The sequence below is a fragment of the Proteus columbae genome, from assembly GCF_002777965.1.
In the GTDB taxonomy this organism is placed as follows: domain Bacteria; phylum Pseudomonadota; class Gammaproteobacteria; order Enterobacterales; family Enterobacteriaceae; genus Proteus; species Proteus columbae.
Window position 1 is genome coordinate 271,641 of record NZ_NGVR01000032.1, and the last position, 19,031, is coordinate 290,671.

Consider the following 19,031-nt stretch of genomic DNA (forward strand, 5'->3'; position numbering starts at 1 on the left):
CAACAATGTTGATAAAAAGTACAAGTCACGCTGAGTTAACAATCTTCTTTTGCTTTTGTAGTCGCTTTTATACTCATTAATCATATAGGATTTCATCTATACTATTTATCAAAGCAATTACCTATACTAACTCACACTCTATACTCTAAATAATTCGAGGTGTAGTTAAGCAACAAGTAAATCTATTCCTTAAAAAGGAATAGGAGCATACGAGAGTATGTGACTAGTGTGAGTGAGTGCAGTCAACAACGCGACAACTTGAAGAATGACGAGTATCATGGATAGCCTTATGAAATTACAACTACTCTTTATCCCCCTTTCCCTTTATGCGGTTTCCTCATTACCAGCAATTGCGGCTTCAACTCAATGTACAGAGACTGAAAAGCAAATCAATATTGCCAATAGCAACATTATGTTACTCAGTTCTTATAGTGGCCCTGTTAAATCAGTCACGATGACAAGCACTATACCCCATGATGGACGTTTTAAAGCACTAAAAGGTGAAATTCACTTTAATGAGTGTGGAAAGTTATTAAAAGATAGCACATCAATGCAGGAGTACTTCGAAGGCAATGTGGAAACTAATTTAATAAGAACATTGCCTAATAACCCTTCTGTTATACGATATCAATTTCAGATAAAAAATGCCTATGGCTCACACTCTATCTATATGCAAGAAACCTATCATAAAGATGAACAAAACCGCTTTAACAAAAAAGTAATTCAATATTACTCAGATGATGGCGCTTTACTGGATACAGTCACCAGCCAATTCGACTATAAAGATGGACGCATTATTAAAGAAATTAGCAAGTCGTCTGATCCTACAACTAAGACTATCACAACAGAGTACACCTATAATTCCCAAGGAAAACTACAATCCGTAATAGAAGACGGCAAAATAAATGTAGAGTATCAGTATGATCCTGAAGGAAAAGTTGTTACTCAATCAAACTATATCAAAGGTATTAATGGAGAGGATAAAGCCTTTATCACTACTTGCCTTGAATGGGATAAATTTACTAATTGTTCAAAAGAGGAACTTGAAAGTACGATTAAATTTAATGATGAAGTCATTAATTTCAGTAGAGTAATGCTTCATAACGAGTTTATTTACTACGAATAATGTTTATATTTTTCGTATCAAATTTAAGTTAATAATATTATATAAAAATGCCACCTTATTAAATAAAGTGGCATTTTACTATGCTAATTTTCTATATTTTATTATGTATTACGATATTGAGTTTCAGCTTCATCAAAGCGTTGTTGGTTTTCTTTAGTTGGCTCTTTACCCATTAAACTGATAACAACGATAGCGATAGAGGCAAAGATAAATCCAGGAATTATTTCATATAAACCAAACCATTTATATTGCATCCACACTAATACGGTTAAAGCACCAATCAACATTCCGGCAAATGCACCATTGCGAGTCATACGTTTCCACATTACAGAAATGAGGATCACAGGACCAAAAGCGGCACCAAAACCTGCCCACGCGTTACTTACTAAATCAAGTACCTTATTGTTTGGATCACGCGCTAAGAAGATTGCGATAATCGCAACTAATAACACCATGCCACGCCCTACCCAAACTAGCTCTTTTTGACTCGCACTTTTACGAATAAATGGCTTGTATAAATCTTCAGTTAACGCACTTGCACAAACTAATAATTGACAACTTAATGTACTCATTACCGCAGCTAGAATTGCAGATAGCAGAATACCAGCAATCCATGGATTAAAGAGCAGTGAAGCCAATTCCATAAAAATACGTTCATTTTTAGCGGTTACTGCTCCCGCTTGTGCTGGATTCATTTCAAAGTAAGCAATACCAAAGAACCCAACCGCAACAGTTCCTCCTAAACAGAGGATCATCCACGTCATACCGATACGACGTGCTTTACGAATAGTTTGGTTAGAATCAGCCGCCATAAAACGTGCAAGGATATGAGGTTGCCCAAAATAGCCTAATCCCCATGCCAATAAGGAAATAATCGCGATAAAATCAAGCCCTTTGAACATATCCAAATAAGATGGATCTTTTGCTTTAATGATAGCAATAGAAGTATCAATGCCGCCCACAGAGAAAATAACAATAATAGGCGTTAGGATCAGAGCAAAGATCATTAAAGTCGCTTGAACTGTATCTGTCCAACTTACAGCAAGAAAACCACCTAAAAAGGTATATGCGATAGTTGCAAGCGCACCATAAATCATAGCTTCGTGATAAGGAATATGGAACGTAGATTCAAATAGCATTCCACCAGCAACCACGCCTGATGCACAATAGATAGTAAAGAAGGTAAGAATAACTAAAGCTGAAATGATACGTAGCATTTTGCTTTTATCATCAAAACGCGATGTCAAATAATCGGGTAACGTTAATGCATTATTATTTTTTTCAGTTTGCAAACGTAAACGCCCTGCAACTAAACGCCAGTTTAGCCACGCGCCTAAACAGAGTCCAATAGCTATCCAACTTTCAGAAATACCGGCGAAAAACACCACACCAGGTAATCCCATTAATAACCAGCCACTCATATCTGAAGCACCCGCTGATAACGCAGTGACTACACTACCCAATCGCCGACCACCAAGAATATAATCATCAAAGTTTTTTGTTGAACGATAAGCAAGGTAGCCAATAAAAAGCATACCCAAGATATAGATCGTAAATGTAATTAGCATTGGCGAAGTTAGAGCCATAATTGCAGTTCTCCATAAATCTGTTTCCGATCATCGGTATGCTTTTGACTTGTACAGGAACGTTGCACTTCGTTGCGCATTAATGATCTTTTCAGTTTTTAATTAAAATAATTTCTTACAGCAACAGATAAAGCATTCACATCAATCCTAGAATAGGTTAACTGCATTTAACAAGAAATTAACGTTTAAATGTTTAAATTTTGTATATGACTTCACACTATTTGTCTTAATTCAAGGATGCATTATAAATGTAAAAATCAACAAAATAAATATAATTTATTGATTTATATATAAATATATAGAATAAATAAATTAAATTATTTTTAATCACGCACAAAACCTGACTACTTTCACATTATTTATAAATAAATTGTTAACAATGTTGCACAAAGTTGCAACATGAATGATATTAATAAGAATAACGGGTAACTGTACTTGTGAATTAGAAATAGAATATGAGGAGCACTGCATGAGTAGCACAACAATGGGTGTTAGACTTGATGAAGAAACCCGCAATAGATTGAAAGAAGCTGCACAGAAATTAGATAGAACATCGCATTGGTTAATTAAACAGGCTATTTTCAATTATCTAGAACAAGTTGAAAATGATCAGGTTAATCTTGGTAACTCAACATTTGCAGAGCAAGATATTGATGAAAGCGCTGAAACACCAACTGCTCATTATCAGCCTTTCTTGGAGTTTGCTGAACATATTCACCCGCAGTCTGTTTTACGCTCAGCAATTACTTCTGCCTATCGCACCCCTGAAACACAAGCAGTGCCTATGCTATTGCAACAAGCAACCTTACCTGAAAATGAGGCGCAAGCAACGCATAAATTAGCCTATTCCATTGCCGAAAAATTACGTAAACAGAAAAATGGTGTTGGTCGCTCAGGGCTGGTTCAAGGTCTATTACAGGAATTCTCACTTTCTTCGCAAGAAGGTGTTGCCTTAATGTGTTTAGCAGAAGCTTTATTGCGTATTCCAGATAAAGCCACGCGTGATGCACTTATTCGCGATAAAATCAGTCATGGAAACTGGCGTTCACATCTAGGGCAAAGCCAGTCTATGTTTGTGAATGCTGCTACATGGGGCTTATTATTCACAGGTAAATTAGTTTCTACACATAATGAAGAAAAGCTGTCTAACTCTTTAAATCGCATTCTCACCAAAAGTGGCGAACCATTAGTCCGCAAAGGTGTTGATATGGCGATGCGCTTAATGGGTGAGCAATTTGTTACAGGTGAGACTATTTCTCAAGCCCTTGCTAATGCGCGTAAACTTGAAGAAAAAGGCTTTAGCTACTCTTATGACATGTTAGGGGAAGCGGCATTAACAGAAAAAGATGCACAAGATTATTTAGTTTCTTATCAACAAGCCATCCACGCCATTGGTAAAGCCTCTAATGGCAGAGGTATTTATGAAGGCCCAGGAATATCTATCAAGCTTTCAGCATTACATCCTCGTTATAGCCGTGCTCAATATGAGCGAGTTATGTCAGAGCTTTACCCTCGCCTACTTTCATTAACATTACAAGCAAAGCAATACGATATTGGTATTAATATTGATGCAGAAGAAGCCGATAGACTTGAGATTTCACTCGATCTACTTGAAAAACTCTGTTTTGAACCTGAATTAGCAGGTTGGAATGGTATTGGCTTTGTTATTCAGGCTTATCAAAAGCGTTGTCCATTAGTTATTGATTATGTCGTTGATTTGGCACGCCGTAGCCGTCGCCGCTTAATGATCCGTTTAGTGAAAGGTGCCTATTGGGATAGCGAAGTAAAACGCGCTCAAATTGATGGGCTTGAAGACTATCCTGTCTATACTCGCAAAGTATATACCGATGTCTCTTATCTTGCCTGTGCGAAAAAACTACTCGCATCACCTAATTTTATTTATCCGCAATTTGCCACGCATAATGCACACACACTGTCAGCAATTTATCATTTAGCAGGTCAAAATTATTACCCCGGACAATATGAGTTCCAGTGTTTACATGGTATGGGTGAACCACTTTATGCTCAAGTTGTTGGTAAAATAGCAGATGGAAAATTAGGTCGCCCTTGTCGTATTTATGCGCCAGTAGGGACTCATGAAACATTACTTGCCTATTTAGTCCGTCGTTTACTTGAAAATGGGGCTAATACATCATTTGTCAACCGAATTGCTGATACCACAATTTCGCTTGATGAGTTAGTGGCAGATCCGGTCAAAGAAGTGAATAGAATGGCGCAAGCTGAAGGTCAAGTTGGGCTTTCTCATCCTAAAATTCCGCTTCCTAATAAACTGTATGGTGATGAACGTAAAAACTCACCGGGCATTGATATGTCAAACGAACATCGCTTGGCATCACTTTCTAGTGCCTTATTAACATCAGCAACTGAAAATATACATTGTGAACCTTTATTAGGTAATGTGTTTAATTCTTCAGAAAAAACACCAGAACCTCAATCTGTATTAAACCCAGCCAACCATACGGATATTGTAGGTACAGTAAGAGAAGCCACAGAAGCTGAGGCCGATTTTGCCTTAACCCTTGCTCAAGAAAACGGTGAGATCTGGTTTGCAACACCACCAGCGCAAAGAGCTTCATTCTTGATCCGTGCTGCTGAATTAATGGAACAGCAAATGGGATCTCTTATGGGAATATTAGTGCGTGAAGCAGGTAAAACTTATAGCAATGCGATAGCTGAAGTTCGTGAAGCCATTGATTTTCTCTATTATTATGCAGCTCAAGTAGCGCAAGACTTTGATAACAATACACACCGACCTTTAGGGCCTGTGGTTTGTATCAGCCCTTGGAACTTCCCATTAGCAATATTCAGCGGGCAAATTGCGGCAGCTTTAGCAGCAGGTAATACCGTTCTTGCAAAACCCGCAGAGCAAACACCTTTAATTGCATCAAAAGCCGTTGAGCTTTTCCATCAAGCAGGTATTCCTTCTTTTGCACTGCAACTGCTACCAGGACAAGGAGAAACCATTGGTGCACGTTTAGTGGCTGATGAGCGTGTTCGTGGCGTGATGTTTACAGGTTCAACAGAGGTGGCTCATATTTTACAAAAGACCTTAGCGGGTCGATTAGACAGTGAAGGTCACCCAGTACCTTTAGTGGCAGAAACTGGTGGCTTAAATGCCATGATTGTTGATTCATCTGCATTAACAGAACAAGTGGTGGCTGATGTTATAGCGTCTGCTTACGATAGCGCGGGTCAGCGTTGCTCTGCTTTACGCCTATTATGTATTCAAGAAGAAGTCGCCGATCATACTATCGAGATGCTTAAAGGTGCGATGGCACAAGCCACTATGGGTGATCCAAGTTTGCTATCCACAGATATTGGCCCTGTTATCGATAAAGAAGCAAAATCAGGCATAGAGAAGCATATCCAATCTATGCGCACAACAGGCTTCGATATTTATCAAGCATCACACAATAGTCTGTCAAAACACATTGAAAATAACAGTACCTTTGTTCAACCGACTTTAATTGAATTAGATAAGGTCAGTTCATTGAAGAAAGAAATCTTTGGCCCTGTGTTACATGTTGTACGTTATGCAAGCCAAGATTTACCTGCATTGCTAGAAGAGATTAATGCAACAGGATATGGGTTAACAATGGGCGTTCATACACGTATTGATGAAACGATTGCTTATGTTGCCTCAAATGCCAAAGTGGGAAATTTATACGTAAACCGTAATATGGTTGGTGCAGTTGTGGGGGTTCAACCTTTTGGTGGTGAAGGTTTATCCGGTACAGGACCAAAAGCAGGCGGTCCTGTTTATCTGTATCGCTTGTTATCTAAACGCCCTGAAAATGCCGCGACGCAAACATTAGCACGCCAAGATGAAACACTTCCTCTTGATACTTCTATGCGTAATACGTTATTACAGACTTATCATAAATATATGGAATGGCTATCAAACAGAGCGGATAAATCACACTATGAAGCTTTAGAAAAATACGCCCTTGCATCCCAAGCAGGAACATTACGCGTATTACCGGGTCCGACTGGGGAACGAAATACTTATCAATTAGTCCCTTGTGGTCATGTATTGTGTATTTCGGATAACGAACAAGATGCATTCACTCAGATTGCGGCTGTTCTCGCTTCCGGTTGCCATGCCGTTGTCGTGAATAACCTATTCTCACAAAAAACCTATCGTGAATTACCTGATATTGTCAGAAAATCCCTCACAGTGACTGAAAACTGGAATGATGAGTCACTGAAAATAAACGCGGTAATTTACCATGGTGATGGTGATCAATTGCGTGAAACTTGCCAGAAAATTGCGCAACGCAAAGGCGCAATAATTTCTGTTCAAGGGTTTTCTCGCGGTGAAACTGGTCTATTGCTAGAGCGTTTATTACATGAAAGAGCATTAAGTATTAATACGGCAGCGGCTGGAGGCAATGCAAGTTTGATGACGATTAGTTAATTACTTTATCTCTTTCTCTCCTTGTCTTTGAGACCACCTTTAAAGTTTGTTTTCTTAAAGGTGGTTTTTTCTTTTGCTACTGCATTATTTCTAAAGAAACAGCCAAAAATATTATTTTTTTGAATGCTGTGACTATTCTCACTCTTTTTATATTTATTATTCGCGACGAGTAAGTTTAGTAAATATACTTACGCTCAAGTCAACCTAGAAGTTGATTTAATTATATCTTTATGAATACCTGAAACTTGCGCCCCACTGTGGGCGCTTTTTTTATCTATTAATCAATCTATTATTAGTATAAGTATTCTTATTAAAGGATAAATAAAAACTTTTTAAGATTTTAAGATAAGAGAAAAAGCAGAAAGGTAAATAAAGTGTGATTAATAGAGATAAAAGAAAAAGGAGTAGGCTAGGCTACTCCTTTTAAGGTCTCTCTTGAGCGCAATTAGTGACTGCTACTCATCGATGGTGGCTCTTGGCACCAATCGAGATATTGCTCATACTTACGTAATGCAATGTTGTAGTTACTAAATGCAGAGGGAGTGAGCTTTTTACTCAGGTCTGACTGAATTTTCTCTGTCGTAAATTCTTGACGCGGAAAATTAGTTGAAGTCAGTAATTCATCGAGCCGACGTAAACGAACCACATACTCACGAACAGTACTGTGGCTCATCTCCGTTTGTTCAAACAAATACTGCTTAAAAGACATAATGTCAAAGTAGTCAGTTTCACTATTACAGTAAATCTCACTACAAAAACGGCATAGCGCAGAGAACTTCTCTTGTAACGTTTCCCACGTTTCATCATCAATTAAATCCGTCATTTCAGAAATGGCTTCTTTATTGATAACTTGGCGATTGAATACGAGGGAGATCCGATCAAGCGCCTTATGGCAATGTAGACAATGAGTCTGGCTGTGTTTATAGTCTTTAATGTAACGGCTTAGCGGCCGTTTCTTTTGTGTTGAAACAGACATAAGAGATAAAGCCCTGTGTTGTAGTCTTAATAAACAAAAACAAAAATAAGCAAAACTTCTATTTCTCTGGGTTTAAGCGTGCTCGCAACCTTTTTATGGCTTGGCTGTGTAGCTGGCTCACGCGGGATTCCCCGACATTAAGCACTGCGCCTATTTCTTTCAAATTAAGTTCTTCCTGATAATACAGTGTAAGAACCATTTTTTCCCTTTCGGGAAGCAATTCTATCGCGTCTATGACTCTTTGGCGAATATCACTTTCTAATAACATCTGTAATGGATTGTCATCATGATCTTCGTCTTGAGACGGTTCACAGCTTTCACCGTAAATTTCATGCCATTCGTCATAAGAGAACAATTGGCTGTTATTCGTATCCAATAGGATCTGCCGGTATTCTGCTAACTCAATCTGCAAATGATCAGCAACTTCCTGTTCTAATGGTGGTCGTCCTAGATCCTGCTCTAGTTGATGAATAGAATGTGTTACTTCTCTGGCATTGCGGCGCACACTACGTGGCGCCCAGTCACGGCTGCGTAGCTCATCTAACATCGAGCCACGAATACGTTGAACAGCGTAAGTGGTAAATGCAGCACCCTGCATTGAGTCATAACGCTCCACGGCGTTTAATAACCCTATTCCACCCGCTTGCAAGAGATCATCCAATTCAACACTCGCAGGTAACTTGACCTGTAATCGTAATGCTTCATGGCGAACCAAGGGGACATATCGCTCCCAGAGGCTATTTTTGTCCATCACGCCTTCGGCGGTATACAAATCACTCACAACAAAAGACACCTTTGGATAAAAGACCGGAAACCATTATCTGGCGAAATAAATTTAGCAATCGACTGAACAGTGAAGCAAAAGCGCCTCTTTTTCACCTATGCCAAATTTTCAGCAAAAATCGGGTTTTCATTGATAATTAATTTGTCATTGCATTACGAGAACTACTTTACCCTAAAACACTAGCGACTAATCCTTAGAAAAACCGTTAATTAAATTGATACTTTCTCTCATTAAAAGAAATTGCTGTATATAAAGTGCATTCTGTTCATAAAAAAATAACATATAAATCATAGTATTTTATTTTGTGGGATTTTAACGTCTAGAGCGCTAGTTAAAAAACACATAAATGATTAATAAAAAAAACGATTGTTTTGATGATAAAACACCCACTGCAAAAATTGCAGCGGGTGTCATTTGAGGATTATTTAAGATTGAAATTAACGCAGCAGTGATAATACGTTTTGTGGCATTTGATTGGCTTGGGCTAATACCGCAGTACCTGCTTGTTGTAGAATTTGGTTTTTACTCATATTTGAGACTTCAGTTGCATAGTCTGCGTCTAAAATACGGCTACGTGAAGCAGTTAAATTATTGACAGTATTAGTTAAGTTAGTGATAGTCGATTCAAAACGGTTTTGTACAGCACCTAATTTAGAACGCACTTCATCCACTTTATTAATTGCAGAATCTAATGTTGCTAATGCATCATCATTTACATCTATTGTTTTAACATCAGTACCTGCACTGGCGGTAAATTCATTAGCAGAATTAATAGCACTGGCTTTTAATGTTACCTCTTTGCTAGTAGTAGCATCAGCTTCAAAATCTGAAGCAGAAACCAAATATTTTTTACTACCGCTAGTAGCAATATATTTGTCTTTTACGACATTGCCATCAACTTCGTATTCATTAACTGTTAAGCCACTTTTATAAGTGGTAGCACCACTAACACCCAGTTTATCCGCAGCAACTGCTGCACCTTCTTTTGTCACACCTTTTTTAACGGTTGATTCGGTATACAGTTTATCGTTTCCAACCCCTAGAGTGTCGTTATCAACTTTATCTAAGTTAAATGTAATTTCTTCATTATCGTTAGAGCCGACTTGAATAGTCATTTCTGCTTTATCACCACTCAATACTTTAACACCATTAAATTGAGTTTGTTCAGAAATACGATTAATTTCGGCAAAACGCTCAGTTACCTCATTTTGAATTGAGGAGATATCAGAGGTGGAGTTAGTGCCATTTTTAGCTTGAACAGTTAATTCACGAATACGTTGTAAGTTATTATTAATTTCATTTAATGCACCTTCTGTGGTTTGAGTAATAGAAATACCATCATTGGCATTACGTGATGCTTGAGTCAAACCATTAATATTTGAAGTAAAGCGGTTTGCGATTGCTTGACCTGCAGCATCATCCTTAGCGCTATTAATACGTAAACCAGAAGAGAGGCGTTGGATTGCTGTATTTAATGAGCTTTGTGAGCGATTTAAATTATTTTGAGCAATCAGTGATGTTGGGTTAGTCATAATAACTTGTGGCATACAATATTCCTTCAACTTGATTTTAAAATGTTTTTAATGAATAGGTTTGTTATTACGTCACTGTAATAACGTTGCCTAAACACTATCGTCATCAATTTTGAAGGTTTTACGATTTTCGGAGTCGAAAAAATAGCAATAAAAGCCACTTAGTTAATTTTTAAGAACTTATTGATTTAAAAGAAAAGAGAAAGAAATTGAGAGAAAAATAAAAACTAAAAAAGAGTGGGTTTAAATATAAAATACTAAGGATCTATATTCTAAATAATTCAAAGTGCAGAACTAAGCGACAAGCGAATATATCCTTAAAAACGTCTAGTTACATACATAAGCATGTAACTTAATAGATGAAGAAAAAATATAAATACTTTTCCACACAAATGACAAAAAAAGGCCCTCTTACGAGGACCTTTTGGATATAGAAAGGTATCTTTTGTGTCAGAGTACGAATTAACGTAACAGAGACAGAACAGTTTGTGGTACTTGGTTTGCTTGAGCAAGTACAGAAGTACCAGCTTGTTGCAGAATTTGACCACGGCTCATGTTAGAAACTTCTGTTGCATAGTCAGCATCTAAGATACGGCTACGTGCAGCAGATAAGTTGTTAACAGTGTTGTTCAGGTTATTGATAGTAGATTCAAAACGGTTTTGAATCGCACCTAAAGAAGAACGCATACCGTCAACAGTGTTGATAGCTTCGTCTAAAGTTTTCAGTTGAGCTTCAGCTTTTTCAGCTTTCTCAGTTGCAGTTTTAGCATCAGCATCAGAAGTAACAGTAATTTCTTTGCCTACGCTATATTCTAAAGTTTTAGCATCACCAGCTGTTGCGCCATCTTTAACAGTAACAGTACCTTCATAAACTTTACCACCAGCAGTGATATACTGTTTACCATCATGTTCTGAAACTGCAGTAACTGCAACATCAGCACCAGCAATTTTAGCGTTACCAAATGCAGCTACATTAGTACCGGTAGTTGCTTTTGCAGATAATGCAGCCAGGTCTTGATTACCAGCAGTAATTTGAGCAGCAGTCACACCAGTGAATTTAGTTTCTGCACCCACTTCTAAGTCTTTAACTTTTAAAGTTTCGCTATCAACTTTTTTCAGGTCAAATTCAATTTTTTCTTTATCGTTAGTACCAACGTGAACGGTCATTTTTTCTTTTTCGCCGCTCAGTACTTTAACGCCGTTGAATTGAGTTTGTTCAGAAATACGGTCGATTTCTTTTAAACGCTCACCAACTTCTTCTTGGATTGATTTGATATCTGATTCTGAGTTAGAACCGTTTTTCGCTTGAACTGTTAACTCACGGATACGTTGTAAGTTGTTGTTGATTTCGTTCAGAGCACCTTCTGTAGTTTGAGCGATAGAGATACCATCGTTCGCATTACGTGCAGCTTGAGTTAAACCATTTACGTTTGAAGTGAAACGGTTAGCAATCGCTTGACCCGCTGCATCGTCTTTAGCGCTGTTGATACGCAGACCAGAAGACAGACGCTCGATTGCACTTCCTAAAGCTCCCTGAGATTTGTTCAGGTTGTTTTGAGTTACCAGAGATAGATAGTTGGTATTAATGACTTGTGCCATAGCTAGATTCCTTTAAAATCAAGTCGATAAAATAAAAGTTTGCCTATTCATTTACGGTGTCAATCACCGGCAACAAGTTTATCGGCACCCCACATACAACCTTTAACTTTTCCTACAAATATTTCTGCGATTTTTTATAGAATTAATATCAAGCCAATGATAAATAAAGAAATTAATTTATTATTTTTTTATTAAAATTTTATCAATTTTTATCTCAAGCCACTTTTCACTTATCAAAATTCGACTTTGTTCATCAATAGCAATAAAAGGCTTCTATATGGCAGCCTGTTTAAGTCATCAAAAATACCAAATAGACGTAAACTTTTCGCCGATTCTACCGATAACGCTTTTTGAGGATTATTTTACGAACACAGAAAGGAGACCAGTATGGCTGGTATTGCAACACTAGGCGCAGGTTCAGGGATGCCTCTTGGCCAGACATTGGCACAGTTAGAAGCGGCGGAAAATAAACGCCTTGAACCCCTTGATAAACAGATGAAAAGCTATGAAGCTCAAATTACTGCTTACGGTAAAATGCGTGGACAGCTCGATAAATTACAAAAAGCATCAGAAGATTTAAAAAAATTCGACAAGATTGTAGGAACTAAAGTTGAAGATGAATTTGATGCTTTTAAAGTCACCACTGATGGTAAAGCTAGTGTTGGTAACTACACCGTTTCTGTTACTCAATTAGCTCAAGCTCAAACATTAAAATCTACAGCAGTCAGTGATGTAAAGAAACCGCTTGGGGAAACCTTAGGTGAAGGTAATAAACGGACATTAGTTATTACACAACCCGGCGAAGAAAAACCATTACGTATCGAATTAGAAGATAAACAAACTTCAATTCTTGAATTACGTGACGCTATCAATAAAAAAGAAGGTAATGTTTCAGCGACTATTGTTAAAGCTGATGATGATACTAGCTATTTAGTGCTAACTTCACGTAAAGAAGGTACTAAATCTGAAATGAAAATCACCGTTGAAGGTGATGATAAGTTAAACCAATTCCTGTCGAATTCAACGGCCAAAGACGATGCATCACATACATCAGGCATGAGACAAATTGTTGACGCTAAAAATGCGAAGTTAACCGTTAACGGAATTGCGATTGAACGTCAGACTAATGAGATTAAAGATGCCCCTGAAGGGATCGTTTTAAATCTGAAAAAAACCACTGACAATAATAAAGACGGTGTTGATAAGCCCGAAATTATTAATGTCGCTCGTGATATTGAGCCGATGAAAAAGGCCATTAAGGCTTGGACAGATGCTTACAACGAACTGAGCACAACATATAAAGATTTAACCAAATATACCCAAGTGGAAAAAGGCGAAGAATCCGCTAAAAACAATGGGGTTTTATTAGGTGATAGCACCAGCCGTATGATTATGTCTGAGCTAAAAAGCTTTGTTACTAGCTCACAAAGCACATCTGAATTAGATACCCTTAATAAAATGGGTATTAAATTTAAGGTTGATGGCACATTAGAAATTGACAATAAAAAACTCGATGATGCGTTAAAAGAAAAACCGGCTAACGTGAAAGAATTTTTTATGGGTGATGGTAAAGAAACAGGTTTTGGTACTCAAACCTATAATTACCTAAAGAAAACCCTACAATCCACAGATGGTACATTAGATATTGCCACTGATGGCGTAAAAAAACGTAAGAAAACGTTAGATAACCAAATTAAGAACACTCAACGTAATATTGCAGCCACCATGGAACGTTATAAAAATCAGTTCCAACAGTTAGATAAAATGGTGAACTCCATGACTAACTCGAGTGCCTCAATCGGCCGTCTATTAATGTAATTTTTAAAAGTAGGATAATATGTATCAACAATCAGCCAGTAAAATGTATGCTCAAATCGACGTTGAAAGCGAGATTTTAAATGCCACGCCTTACCAGCTGATCCAGATCCTATTTAATGGGGCGCTTAGCGCCCTTCGCCGTGCATTAATCTTAATGGAGCAAGGAAATATCGCTGGCAAAGGCGAAAATATTTCTAAAGCCATTAATATTATTGGTAACGGATTAAAACAAGGTCTGGATAAAGAGAAAGGCGGTGAGCTTGCAGAGAATCTGGAGCTCCTTTATGACTATATGGTTAATCAGCTACTCGATGCTAACTTAAAAAATAACCCAGAAAAAATTCATGAAGTCATCAAGCTCTTAACTGAAATTTCTGATGCTTGGCAACAAATCGGCACACAGATTAATTCTTATTAAATTAGAGTGGACAACAATATGGATATTATGGTGGCTTACGAGCATGTTTTAAAATCAAGTGAGCAAATGTTAACGCTTGCCAAAGATCAGCAATGGGATAAGCTGATAGAAATGGAAATGGATTATTTAAAAAGCGTAGAAAGTATCACTAAGATGATAAAACCGGCTGACGGTGAGCTGAGACTACAACAACGCCTCACGGATATGCTAAAGAAAATCTTAGAAAACGAAAATGAGACGCGAAATTTATTACGGGCTCGTCTAGATGAGCTTGGCATATTAATAAGACAGACTGAACAAGAGCAGAGGGTACAAAATAGCTATGGTCAGTTTACAGAACATAGTTATTATCCTGATCTCAATCTTAAATAACTCTCCTCTGCGCCAAAAGCGGTTTTATTAGCTAATGGCGTCTTTACTTAGAAAAAACAACTCTTATTATTCAGCTTAACTTGTTATCGGTAACGTAAAAATCAACGTTTACCATTTTGTTTTTTATTCTTTTGTTTTTGATTACATAGACATAGATTTTACAGATTGCACTAAAACCATATCAATATGTGGAATGTTATCTTCAAGATAAGTTTCTGAATCGATAACAAAACCATGTGATTGATAAAATGAGACTAAATAAGCCTGTGCCATTATTTTTATTGTATGGGTATTAAATTGACGGCACGTAGTTGCAATCGCCTCTTTTATTAACTGATGAGCAATACCACTTCCTCGCTGATTTTGAGCGACAATGACTCGCCCTATTGAGGCTTCTTTAAATGCGATACCTTGAGGCAACAAACGAGCATAAGCAATGATTTGCTGACTCTCTTTCTCTTTCGCAAACAGATGTAATGTATTTTGATCTACACCATCCAGATCTTGATAAACACATTGCTGTTCACAAATAAATACCTGATTTCTTAAAGCTAAAATCGCATACAGCTCATCTGTGGTGAGTTGTGAAAATGATTTTAAAATCCAATTCATACGCTTTATCCCGTGGTTTAAAATAGTATTAAAATAATACGTTATATTACATATATAATTTTTTATTATTTAACTAAAATAGAAATCGCCCACTTCACTGTGGGCGATTTATTAGCTCATAATAATCTGATAAATAAAAATTTATTTAATCACATCATAGAGTTGCTGGTTAGATAAATAATCTGCGGTTAAACCTACTGATGGGTTATATCGTCCACCATGGATCTCAGAGAATGCTTTACCCTCTTTACCTAATGAGACTTTACGTTCATCTTTACCCGTACTTTCATGGATAGAATAGGTTTTACGACGCATTGCTATATATTTATCTGCATCATTAGCAATATCGGTGTGATAGCCTGTAATTTGTGTATCCGTTAAGGCTAATTTATTTGCTAAATCACAGCCCCAGCGAGTTAAACAGACTTCGGCAAAGTGGCGAACTACTAAACCCGGTGCATATAATGCATTTTCACCTTCACTACCATCAATAGAAGCATTACCCACTAATGTGGCATGACGTCCAGAAATAGGGAAAATATGCATTTTAGTATCAGCCGCAACGGTTGGGATCACGCAAGTAAATCCTTTAGACCGTTCATCTCTTGCATAAAATCCGACATATTCTTTGACGTTTTTACCTAGCGTGACTTTTTCAGGTTGGAAATTCAGTGGGCCCGGAACAGGGTCAATAGCAAAAATATTCACTGGAATATCTTTTAATTGAGGATCTGCCAACATCGCATTCGCTAACATATGGCAAGTAATACCACCACGACTCCAACCCACTAAGTTAACTTGTGTTGGAATAATGCCGTCTTTACGGAAGATACGAATAATTTGCTGTTGAAGTTGTTGTTGAGTGACTTGACGATCGCCATAGTCATATTTACGCCATAAAAAAGAGCCTGTTACTTTGACATCTTCAATAGGGATGCCCGCTTTTTTCAGTTGGTTATACTGCTCTTCTGTCAACTTCTCACGTTGCCAATCAAAGTTACCTTTCATTAAGCAAAGTGCGTGATTAACATTTTCTTCCCAACCACTACCAAATAGCGAACCCTTGATATCAGAGTAATTAGGGCTTTCAACCCATAAATCATCTTCTTGTAGATTACCACTACCCGGGCCATCAACAATAAACCACTGTGCAAACTCTCTTCCTTGGTTGTTTTGCGCTAAAGTGGAAACTAATTCGCCTTGCCAGAAGGTCGGATTATTATTATCAAATGAGTTAGACCCAGTACCACATAAATAAACGGTTAATACTGTCATAATTAAATTTCCTTTTATTAATAACTAAAAAATCAAAATAATGATCTTTATTTCCTTGTATTGAGCTATTCCTTAGCCCACCAGCACATTAACCATAAGCCTTTTTTTATTCAATGAATAAAAGTAAATTAGTAGAGCTGAGATCACATAATTGAATTTTATTTAAGTGAAATAAATGAAAAAACTCTATCAGATCAATGTAATTAAATTATATAAGTGAACGCCTTATTTTTTATTATTTCTATTAGTAAATCAGTTTATAAATAAAGTACATTAAATAATCAATTCTTAAATTTAGATAAAAAAAAATCCCACATTCAATAAATGTAGGATTTTCTATTAGCTAGAATGTTTTATAAACGATTAAAAGCAACTACTCTCACCGCAGGAATATCAGCTTGTGCTCCTTCAGCAACTTCCTGACATGCTTTTTCTAACGCAATATGGGGTGTGATCCCACTTTCTGTTTCTACAATTTTATGTCCGGCGTAGGTATCACCATTTCTGGAACGCACTTTATACGCAATAAACCAATATTCCATATCATCACCGTTTACGTTATTAATCATGTAATTACCATAGCCGTTTATGACCCGCTTTAATGTGATAATAATCAATAATTTTTAGTTTAATAAAGTCGTTTTATAAAAAGATGAACTTCATTGTAGAAAAATTAAGCGTGCTCTTTCATTTCTGATTGCACTAATTTTTTTATTTTTACTGCTTTTTCAAAGTGATCCAATTTATGTGTCATAATCCACCATGTTGCAGCTTCCATTAATAATTCAGGGTTGTCATTTTTATTTGCAAAAAAAGCATAAAAAGATAATCCCACCCCCTCTCCTTTGGCTAAAACCTTGTCATTACATATTTGAATTATTTTTTGTTGTAGTGATTTTCTCATATTCTCTCTATCTTTATTTTTTAGCGCGGTAATAAATAGGTAAGCGTAAATACTCTATCCATGAAATTTATTCCATAACAGAATAAGTAACCAAGCCGCGATAATCCAGCAGATAACCGCCGTAACCAATGCTGTAAATAATTTTACATAGTTGATCATCACATAGAGTGAAATTAGATAAACCAGATAAGGAATAGTAGCCCATAGACTAAAAATAATTGTGGTTCGTAACGCTTCAATAGAGCGTTCAGAGCCAACAATATAATGTGCAATAAGCGCAAAAGTTGGAAATAACGGAACTAATCCCGCAATATAGTAATGACGAGATTTCGATAAAACGGCAATTAATACCACCACAAACGCACCTATCAGTGCTTTAATCAGTAATCCCATTATTTCTCTGTTTATAAAAAAATATGAATATTACAATACAAGATTATTTTGGGATGTGAAGTCATTTTATTTATTTGGCATATACATTGTATTTTCAAAAATATTTGGATAATCATCGCCATGGCTGACAATAGGATTAGCATAAAATTTAGTTTTTTGTTGATTATAAAGATCATGCCCTTGAGATAAAGCTTCCGAAATAAAAAAGGTTTCAACTTTATCAAGGTAGTCATCAAAATTACAATTAGGGTGCATAGCAAGTTCAGCATAGGAGAGAAATTTTTTCCCTCGTTTAGCGCCTTTAACATGCTCAATAAGCCCACGCGCATTTAATTGTGTTTTAATTCTAGTTCTCAGATTTGTTGACTTACCTATATAGAGACATTCGTGCTTATCACCATATTGTCGCCAAAAAATATAAATACCATATGCTTCAGGAACTTCATTTATAACTTCATGATGCTTGCTAAAATCAATATTACTTAAATCAATACACTCAGACCAATGCAAATTGATTGCAGTTCCTGTTATTTCAAAAGAGCTCATTATTGTTATTCCACAAGATAAGATACTTTAAATAGCAATCTGTATTTGTAAGCAAAAAATTAGGATCATATTGAAAAGTTCCCATAAAAATCGGGGCACTCATTATCATAAATAGCAAGCAATAGTATAAGTATTCGAATGTTTGATCACATTCGAAAGCTTATATCATCTATTCAATGACCTTGAGCAAGATGCCCCATATCTATTTTGATTAGGTGTTTCTTATCACGCTATATAAAAGAAAAGCCACCTTTATCAAATGACAAGGTACTACACTTGCATCGACATTATTTCTTGATAAGCGGCAACTAGCTTATTACGCACTTGTACGCCCATTTGTAATGAGATACTGGATTTTTGCATATCCACCATCACATCGTTTAATTCAACACCCGGTGTACCTAAGGTAAACGCTTGAACTTTGTTGGTTGCATTCATTCGAGTTTCATTAATTTTACCCACGGCTTGAACAAGCTGAGTTGCAAATCCTGCTTGTACTGGCTGGGGTTTCGCAATATTGGATGCTTGCAAAGTCTGGATTTGCATTTTATCCAGAACACTTTCAATAGCTGGAATTGACATATAAACCTCTGCGTTAATCATCTAATTCAATTACTGAATCAATGTCATAGTAAGGAAGTGAACCAACACG

General features: G+C 36.8%; 17 protein-coding genes. 5 read left to right on the forward strand and 12 right to left on the reverse strand.

What is annotated here, in order from left to right; all coding sequences use genetic code 11:
• Positions 1–289 precede the first annotated feature (289 nt).
• Positions 290–1,126 (forward strand): hypothetical protein, encoded by an 837-nt coding sequence (locus CBE70_RS17920; protein ID WP_157926022.1) that lies wholly within the window; start codon positions 290–292, stop codon positions 1,124–1,126.
• Between the two features lie 101 nt (positions 1,127–1,227).
• Here the strand turns inward: CBE70_RS17920 and putP are convergent, their stop codons facing one another.
• Positions 1,228–2,712, reverse strand: coding sequence for a sodium/proline symporter PutP (putP, locus tag CBE70_RS17925; protein ID WP_100160398.1), 1,485 nt, complete (start codon positions 2,710–2,712; stop codon positions 1,228–1,230).
• 469 nt (positions 2,713–3,181) lie between these two features.
• Here putP and putA point away from each other — a divergent pair, with 469 nt between their 5' ends.
• Complete coding sequence (gene putA, locus CBE70_RS17930; protein ID WP_100160399.1) at positions 3,182–7,150, forward strand: trifunctional transcriptional regulator/proline dehydrogenase/L-glutamate gamma-semialdehyde dehydrogenase; 3,969 nt, start codon at positions 3,182–3,184, stop codon at positions 7,148–7,150.
• A 445-nt stretch (positions 7,151–7,595) separates the two neighbouring features.
• Here putA and fliZ read toward each other — a convergent pair whose 3' ends face one another.
• The 4 genes from fliZ to CBE70_RS17950 all read right to left on the reverse strand — a co-directional run bounded on the left by fliZ (position 7,596) and on the right by CBE70_RS17950 (position 12,041).
• Positions 7,596–8,126, reverse strand: coding sequence for a flagella biosynthesis regulatory protein FliZ (fliZ, locus tag CBE70_RS17935; protein WP_075673009.1), 531 nt, complete (start codon positions 8,124–8,126; stop codon positions 7,596–7,598).
• Between the two features lie 58 nt (positions 8,127–8,184).
• A complete protein-coding gene (locus CBE70_RS17940) occupies positions 8,185–8,907 on the reverse strand; it encodes an RNA polymerase sigma factor FliA (protein WP_036912728.1) in 723 nt (240 codons plus the stop codon).
• Between the two features lie 440 nt (positions 8,908–9,347).
• Positions 9,348–10,457 carry a FliC/FljB family flagellin gene (locus CBE70_RS17945; protein ID WP_100160400.1) on the reverse strand — a complete coding sequence of 370 codons (1,110 nt, stop codon included), beginning with the start codon at positions 10,455–10,457 and terminating at the stop codon, positions 9,348–9,350.
• A 447-nt stretch (positions 10,458–10,904) separates the two neighbouring features.
• On the reverse strand, positions 10,905–12,041 hold the full coding sequence (locus CBE70_RS17950) for a FliC/FljB family flagellin (RefSeq protein ID WP_100160401.1): 1,137 nt from the start codon (positions 12,039–12,041) through the stop codon (positions 10,905–10,907).
• 387 nt (positions 12,042–12,428) lie between these two features.
• Here CBE70_RS17950 and fliD point away from each other — a divergent pair, with 387 nt between their 5' ends.
• Genes fliD through fliT form a run of 3 tightly spaced genes read left to right on the forward strand, consistent with a single transcriptional unit; the run spans position 12,429 to position 14,649 of the window.
• Positions 12,429–13,859 carry a flagellar filament capping protein FliD gene (gene fliD, locus CBE70_RS17955; RefSeq protein ID WP_100160402.1) on the forward strand — a complete coding sequence of 477 codons (1,431 nt, stop codon included), beginning with the start codon at positions 12,429–12,431 and terminating at the stop codon, positions 13,857–13,859.
• A gap of 19 nt (positions 13,860–13,878) precedes the next feature.
• Positions 13,879–14,277 (forward strand): flagellar export chaperone FliS, encoded by a 399-nt coding sequence (gene fliS / locus CBE70_RS17960; RefSeq protein ID WP_023581844.1) that lies wholly within the window; start codon positions 13,879–13,881, stop codon positions 14,275–14,277.
• 18 nt (positions 14,278–14,295) lie between these two features.
• A complete protein-coding gene (fliT, locus tag CBE70_RS17965) occupies positions 14,296–14,649 on the forward strand; it encodes a flagellar protein FliT (protein WP_100160403.1) in 354 nt (117 codons plus the stop codon).
• Between the two features lie 141 nt (positions 14,650–14,790).
• Here the strand turns inward: fliT and CBE70_RS17970 are convergent, their stop codons facing one another.
• The 7 genes from CBE70_RS17970 to fliE all read right to left on the reverse strand — a co-directional run bounded on the left by CBE70_RS17970 (position 14,791) and on the right by fliE (position 18,961).
• Positions 14,791–15,261, reverse strand: a complete 471-nt coding sequence (locus CBE70_RS17970) for a GNAT family N-acetyltransferase (protein ID WP_100160404.1) — start codon at positions 15,259–15,261, stop codon at positions 14,791–14,793.
• Between the two features lie 141 nt (positions 15,262–15,402).
• A complete protein-coding gene (locus tag CBE70_RS17975) occupies positions 15,403–16,536 on the reverse strand; it encodes a hypothetical protein (protein WP_100160405.1) in 1,134 nt (377 codons plus the stop codon).
• A 353-nt stretch (positions 16,537–16,889) separates the two neighbouring features.
• Positions 16,890–17,105, reverse strand: a complete 216-nt coding sequence (locus CBE70_RS17980) for a hypothetical protein (protein WP_023581839.1) — start codon at positions 17,103–17,105, stop codon at positions 16,890–16,892.
• A 104-nt stretch (positions 17,106–17,209) separates the two neighbouring features.
• A complete protein-coding gene (locus tag CBE70_RS17985; RefSeq protein ID WP_100160406.1) occupies positions 17,210–17,440 on the reverse strand; it encodes a DUF6500 family protein in 231 nt (76 codons plus the stop codon).
• A 54-nt stretch (positions 17,441–17,494) separates the two neighbouring features.
• Positions 17,495–17,833: a GlpM family protein gene (locus CBE70_RS17990; RefSeq protein WP_198585744.1), complete on the reverse strand. Its 339-nt coding sequence runs from the start codon at positions 17,831–17,833 to the stop codon at positions 17,495–17,497.
• Between the two features lie 66 nt (positions 17,834–17,899).
• Positions 17,900–18,379, reverse strand: a complete 480-nt coding sequence (locus CBE70_RS17995) for a GIY-YIG nuclease family protein (protein ID WP_100160408.1) — start codon at positions 18,377–18,379, stop codon at positions 17,900–17,902.
• Between the two features lie 270 nt (positions 18,380–18,649).
• Positions 18,650–18,961, reverse strand: a complete 312-nt coding sequence (gene fliE / locus CBE70_RS18000) for a flagellar hook-basal body complex protein FliE (protein WP_072068509.1) — start codon at positions 18,959–18,961, stop codon at positions 18,650–18,652.
• Positions 18,962–19,031 lie beyond the last annotated feature (70 nt).